Origin of the sequence: Bacteroides sp. 3_1_23, assembly GCF_000162555.1 — a bacterium.
In the GTDB taxonomy this organism is placed as follows: domain Bacteria; phylum Bacteroidota; class Bacteroidia; order Bacteroidales; family Bacteroidaceae; genus Bacteroides; species Bacteroides ovatus.
Window position 1 is genome coordinate 78057 of record NZ_GG774952.1, and the last position, 6000, is coordinate 84056.

4 protein-coding genes are annotated in these 6000 nt (G+C 38.5%); 3 read left to right on the forward strand and 1 reads right to left on the reverse strand.

Going from position 1 to position 6000, the window contains the following annotated elements; translation table 11 throughout:
- Positions 1–37: 37 nt before the first annotated feature.
- From HMPREF9010_RS10970 to HMPREF9010_RS10965, 3 genes are all read left to right on the forward strand, one after another.
- Positions 38–880 carry a DUF5689 domain-containing protein gene (locus HMPREF9010_RS10970; RefSeq protein WP_008776004.1) on the forward strand — a complete coding sequence of 281 codons (843 nt, stop codon included), beginning with the start codon at positions 38–40 and terminating at the stop codon, positions 878–880.
- Positions 881–900: 20 nt separating this feature from the next.
- Positions 901–2973, forward strand: coding sequence for a DUF6359 domain-containing protein (locus HMPREF9010_RS26365; protein ID WP_032852731.1), 2073 nt, complete (start codon positions 901–903; stop codon positions 2971–2973).
- 210 nt (positions 2974–3183) lie between these two features.
- Positions 3184–4035 carry a DNA/RNA non-specific endonuclease gene (locus tag HMPREF9010_RS10965; RefSeq protein ID WP_008649405.1) on the forward strand — a complete coding sequence of 284 codons (852 nt, stop codon included), beginning with the start codon at positions 3184–3186 and terminating at the stop codon, positions 4033–4035.
- Positions 4036–4082: 47 nt separating this feature from the next.
- Here the strand turns inward: HMPREF9010_RS10965 and HMPREF9010_RS10960 are convergent, their stop codons facing one another.
- Positions 4083–5636, reverse strand: a complete 1554-nt coding sequence (locus tag HMPREF9010_RS10960) for an ATP-binding protein (RefSeq protein WP_004322320.1) — start codon at positions 5634–5636, stop codon at positions 4083–4085.
- Positions 5637–6000: the final 364 nt, after the last annotated feature.

Sequence of the window (6000 nt, forward strand, 5' to 3'; positions counted from 1 at the left end):
TTATCAATCCAAAACAAAAAGAAAGGAAGAAACAATTATGAAGAAATTACTATCTATATTATGTACCGGATTACTGCTATGTGGCGCAGGCCTCACTTCCTGTGAGAACTATGATAATCCGGTGACGGGAAATGCTTATGGCAATAACTCGATCCCGGAAGGACGTACGATTTCAATAGCGGCGTTGAAAGAGAAATACAATGATTTCATCGATACAAGCAAAGATACTTATACGACTATCGAAGGTGAAACGCGTATTGAAGGGGTAATTACCTGCGATGATGAAAGTGGAAACTTGTATAAGAAGCTCGTGGTGGCAGATGAAACAGGAGCGATCGTTATTGGTGTTAATGCAACCGGATTGTATGCATTCTGCCCGGTAGGTCAGAAAGTAGTGATTGACTGTAAGGGTTTGCAGATAGGTAGCTATCGTAAACAGGCGCAGATCGGAACTGTTTATAATAATGCAGTAGGACGTATGCCGGAATATGTATGGAAACAACATGTACGTTTGATAAACGAACCTAAGTTATACTATTCGGAATTGACACCAATTGAAATTACTACTCCTGCCGAACTTGCTGCTATAAACTTGAAAGAAGCTCCGGTATTGGTTACCTTCAAAAATGTGAAACTTACCGAAGCAGATGGAATTGCGACTTACGCTCCGGGTGATGAGGGATCGGTAAAACGTTATTTTACTTATGCCGATGGTACGGAGAGTGGAAGTAACTTATTCCTTTATACCAGCGCTTATGCTAATTTTTCAATGGAAGTGATGCCACAGGGCAGTGTAAATATTACAGGTATTTTATTGCGTTACAATAACCAATGGGAGGTTGTTGTTCGTACTTTAAACGATATCAAACGAAATAATTAATTCAATTAACACATATAATTATGAAAAAGATTCTAAATGCTTTATTCTTGACGCTGCTTACAGTGTTCACATTTAGTTCATGTAGTGATGTACCGGCTCCTTATGATATATTGGGAGAAGGTGATGTTCCGGGACTGGCGGGTGATGGTACGAAAGAGAATCCATATAATATAGAAGCTGCACAACAGAAACAAGACGGTTCCATAGCTTGGGTGCAAGGATATATTGTGGGTGCTATAGAAAATGTATATGATGATAAAGGGGAATTTGCAGGCAATAAGGCCAGCTTTACAGCTCCTTTTACTATAACATCTAATGTGCTGATTGCTGAAAGTCCAGATGAAACCAATGAAAGTAAATGCTTGCCGGTTAAAATAAAGAATGGAAGTGAACTGTCTACTGCTTTAAACTTGAAAGACCATCCTGAAAATAAAGGAGGAATCTTGTTGATTCAAGGTGAGTTAAGTGCTGGTTTTGGAAAAGCAGCATTGATAAATACAACAGCTGCAGTATTTAATAATAAAGAGATTGGCGAAGAACAAGGTGGAGAAGATTTAGATCCTGATAATCCTCTGGGATTAGATACTTCAGTAGCTCCATTAGTAGATTTATCTAATAATTTTGACGATGTTCAACATCAGGCAGATTATTCAAAAGCTGGTTGGATTAATAAGGCTGTTAAAGGAAATAGAATTTGGCAAGGTGCTATTTATGATCCTCAAAAATATTTGGCAGCTTCAACTTATGGGGTAAATAGTGGTGAGACAGCAGAATATTGGTTTGTGACTCCTTATTTTACAGTTAATGCCGATAAGCAATTTACTTTTAAAGCTACTGTAAATAAGTATTCTGAAACAATGTCTCTGAAGGTATTCTTCTTGCAGATGAAAGATGGTAAAATGGAACGCCATGAAATATCTGTTACTGGTATCCCTACTTCTGGTACATATCAATGGACAAGTGATTTAAAGGTAGATTTAAGTACTTATGCGGGGCAGAATGGTTTTGTTGGTTTCCAGTATATGGCAATGCGAGGTGAAGAGGTACAGACTTATGGAATTGATGATATTTTGTATGGTGAAGGAGGCGGAGAAGTTCCTGGACCGGGAGAAGGTACTGAATTGTTAACTAATGGAGGTTTTGAAAACTGGGCTGATGGATATCCGACGGGTTGGAAGTCTGTATCTACAGCAAGCAGTGCAACTCTAGAACAGTCTACTGATAAGCGGAGTGGTACATCGTCTGTTTTAGTAAAGGGAGACCCATCAAGCAATAAGCGACTAGGTAGCATAGAAATGACATTGAAGGCTGGTACTTATGTGTTTTCTGCTTATTTTAAGGCTGCTACAGCTGATAAGACTAGTGCTCGTTTGGGGTATGTTCCAATTGATGAAGCTGGTAAACCTGAAAGTTATGTATATGATGAATATGTAAATGAGATCACTAATGCGGATTGGGTTACAAAAAGTTACACATTTTCTTTGACAGAAGAAAAGAAGATATGTTTGGTTGTTATGAATCCTAAAAGTCCGGGAAAAGATTTGTTGATAGATGATGCAAGTTTGAAAACTGAAGATGGAGGTATTGTAGGAGGTGGAGGAGTAGACCCGGAGCCAGAACAAGGTAATTTGGTGATTAATCCAGGATTTGAAAATTGGACTGCGGCTTTACCTACGGCATGGGATAATGCAACTTACAATACAGGTATCACCAAAGAAGCATCAATAGTGCACGGAGGTAATTTTTCCGTGAAACAGGATGCAACAGCTACCAATAAACTTCAACAGGAAATAACAATTGAAGGAGGAAAAACTTATCGAATATCATATTGGTATTTGGATAATACTCCAAATGCAAGAACTCGTCCGTGGATATTCTGGGTAGATGGAACTACTACTTTGAATGATCATGTTAATGATTTACGTCCTAGTACTTATTCTGTTGATAATGTAGAGTGGCAACAGTATTCTAAAACATTGCTAGCACCAGCTACAGCAAATAAATTACGTTTTGAAGTGAGAACTTATAAAGAAGGCGATAATTCTGGATTTATTTATTTTGATGACTTTGAAGTTGTTGAAGTGAAGGAATGACATACATTTTATGACAATAAGTTAATTGCAATCTTTTAATCTAAGTTTAACATCTCTCTTGTTCTATTCTTATCCTGGAAAGAAGAATGAGAGAGATGCTAATTTTATGAGTTTCTCATATTTGTTCGTGAAGCTTGTATGGCTTATTTAAATGAATTTATTTGATAGATATAATTTCGTCCATTTTGTTTGATTATAATAATACAATATATGAATTATAGATTTTTATATTGGGGGTTGAGTCTGTTATGTATAAGTTTCTGTGCTTGTGATAAAGATGATAATAACGACTCCAATAATTTTGCCACTGGCATCGTAGAACTACCTGCACTTCGCAATGGTGCAAACGATGTGTTTGTAACACACTACACCACTTTCAATGGGCAGAAAGTAACCTCTTTCAGTATGGAATACGATAAGAGTAAGAAGCATTCCCGTTGGGTTGCTTTTCGATTCGATAATCAAACTAGACTGCAAGGGGCAACTCGTGGCGATAATTTTATTCCGGACCCTTCTCTTGATACGGAATATCAGCGTACTCAAGTAGATTTTGGGAAAAAAGGTTATGATAGAGGGCATCTTTGTGCTTCTGCCGACAGACTTTATCGACAAGAAGCTAACGACCAAACCTTTTATTACACGAATATGAGTCCGCAACGGAACAATTTTAATACAGGTGTTTGGTTGGCATTGGAAGGGCAAGTACAGTCATGGGGGCGTAGCTGTACAGCTTCAGATACCTTGTATGTAGTAAAAGGCGGAACGATTGATAAGGAAGAACAAGTCAAAGAATATATAGGTGGCGACCGTAGCAAGCCTGTTCCTAAATATTATTATATGGCTTTGTTGTTTAAAAAGGGAGATTCTTTCAAAGCAATTGCTTTCTGGATGGAACATACGGACAGCAAACCGTCAAAAACAATAAAACTTGTTGACTATGCGTTATCAATAGACGAACTGGAAGAAAAGACAGGAATCGATTTCTTTCCGAGTCTGAATGACAATTTAGAAAATGCGCTTGAGTCTACGTATTCAACAAAAGCGTGGCCGGGATTGGAATAAGATCACCACGTTAATAATAACAGTCTCTTTTCAAGGCGGGGTATACTTCAGGATTCTACCACCCATTTTTCGATATTGCGGGTTTTCTCACTGAAGTTAATTCCTATCTTGAATAGTTTCCGTCCATCCGCTTCGAAAGGTAGCGCATAGCGTTTGTCATTAATTTGCTGCAAAGCCTCTTCTGCTGTTCCGTTTAGCTTGAATTCCATTATATAAATGAACTTCTCTGTCTGTAGCACGAGATCTATACGCCCGTCATTAGTGTGGTATTCCACCTTGGTATAGAAGCCAACCAGCTTGAAAACGATGAAAAGTACGTTCTCATAATGTAGTTCCTGCTCCCGGATTACTTCGTAAGTCGTATCGGCAAAGAAACTCTGCAGGCGGTGGAAGAAAGAATCATAATCTCCCGTTTCTACTTCACGGACGAATTTTTGAACTTCAAATGGGGATTCCACCTTATTCACATTCGCGTAAAAAGGAAGCAGAAAGCGAATGAATCCTTCTTCTACTTCACGGTTGGGGAAACCTAAACGGTATATGCCAAAACGTTCGTCATATCCTTTAATGGTGAGGTATCCGCTTTGGTAAATCACTGGAATCGGGTTGGTTGATTCGGAGTCGATGCTATTCAGTACTTGTGCATCAGTTTCTTCGTGTGCCATCCGTTCCAGATCATAATGATGCTTTTTTAGTAACTTAACCAGATAGGTAGGTGTCCCCGTCTCAAACCAATAACTGCCGAATTCTTTATATTTGAAAGCGTTGAGCAGACTAAACGGATTATATATGCCGATAGAATTATGCGTAAAGTGATAACCGTCATAACAGTCTTTTAATTCTGTACAGAGCCTATCATATGTTATTCCGCGTGCATCTGCGAATTCATGAAGTTCTGTTTCCAGATTTTCGTGAATTTCCTGGTCGCTGACACCGCAGATTTCAACATAATCCTTCCGCATTGATATGTCATCCAGATTATTCAAGTCGCTGAACACGCTGACTTTGCCGAACTTGGTGACACCGGTCAAGAACGCGAACTTTATGCACCCATCCATTGTTTTAAGTGCCCCATAAAAAGGTTTTAAAGTATCCCGGAATTTCTTTTGTAGCTCTTCGTTACCGATGGCTTGCAGCATAGGTTTATCATATTCATCTACCAGAATGACTACGCGCTGTCCTGCCTGCTTGCAGGCGCGTTCAATGATGCCGGCGAAACGCAGGGAAAATGACCGTTCGGATGGCTCGGCTCCATAGAGCTTTTCCCAAGCAGTCAGCGATTTTTCGAGTATATTATCCAGGCTCTCCAGAGTGTCATATTTCTCGATATTAAGGTCCAGATGTAGTATCGGATATTTAATCCAATCCTTTTCCAACCTTTCTACAGCCAGTCCTGCAAACAGTTCTTTTTTTCCTTGAAAATAGGCTTCAAGAGTAGAGATGAGCAGACTCTTTCCGAAGCGGCGCGGGCGGCTTAAGAAATAATAACTACCGGTTTTTACCATTTGATACATCAATGCCGTTTTATCAATATAGAAATAACCGTCATTACGAATCTTTTCGAAATTCTGTATACCAATGGGATAAATTTTAGTGCTCATATACTCCGGTTTTATAAATCAATTACACAAAGGTAATAAATTTCCGGGTACTTCATAGCTTTTAAAAAAAGGAAAGTATAAGTATAGTTGCTTTTAACTGAATGAGGTGTAGAAAACAGTACGTACTGTTTGTGCAGAAACGAGTTAAACGTTGCGCTAATGAATGGGTCAAGGGTGAGGGATGGTGAGGGTAGATTTATAACTTTCGTATTTTTTTTATAGATAAAAAAGGAGATAGTATAGAAAATAATAAAATAAAGGGTTATAAATCTACCCTCACCATCCCTCACCTTTGACCCATATCTTATAATAAAAAGATAACGGGGAATCTTAAAAACTCAATCGTCTTTTTCTGATTTATCAC

Bases quoted from the DNA above. Each gene is read 5' to 3' on its own strand.
- HMPREF9010_RS10970 (WP_008776004.1), top strand. From the start codon at position 38: ATGAAGAAATTACTATCTATATTATGTACCGGATTACTGCTATGTGGC.
- HMPREF9010_RS26365 (WP_032852731.1), top strand. From the start codon at position 901: ATGAAAAAGATTCTAAATGCTTTATTCTTGACGCTGCTTACAGTGTTC.
- HMPREF9010_RS10965 (WP_008649405.1), top strand. From the start codon at position 3,184: ATGAATTATAGATTTTTATATTGGGGGTTGAGTCTGTTATGTATAAGT.
- HMPREF9010_RS10960 (WP_004322320.1), bottom strand. From the start codon at position 5,636: ATGAGCACTAAAATTTATCCCATTGGTATACAGAATTTCGAAAAGATT.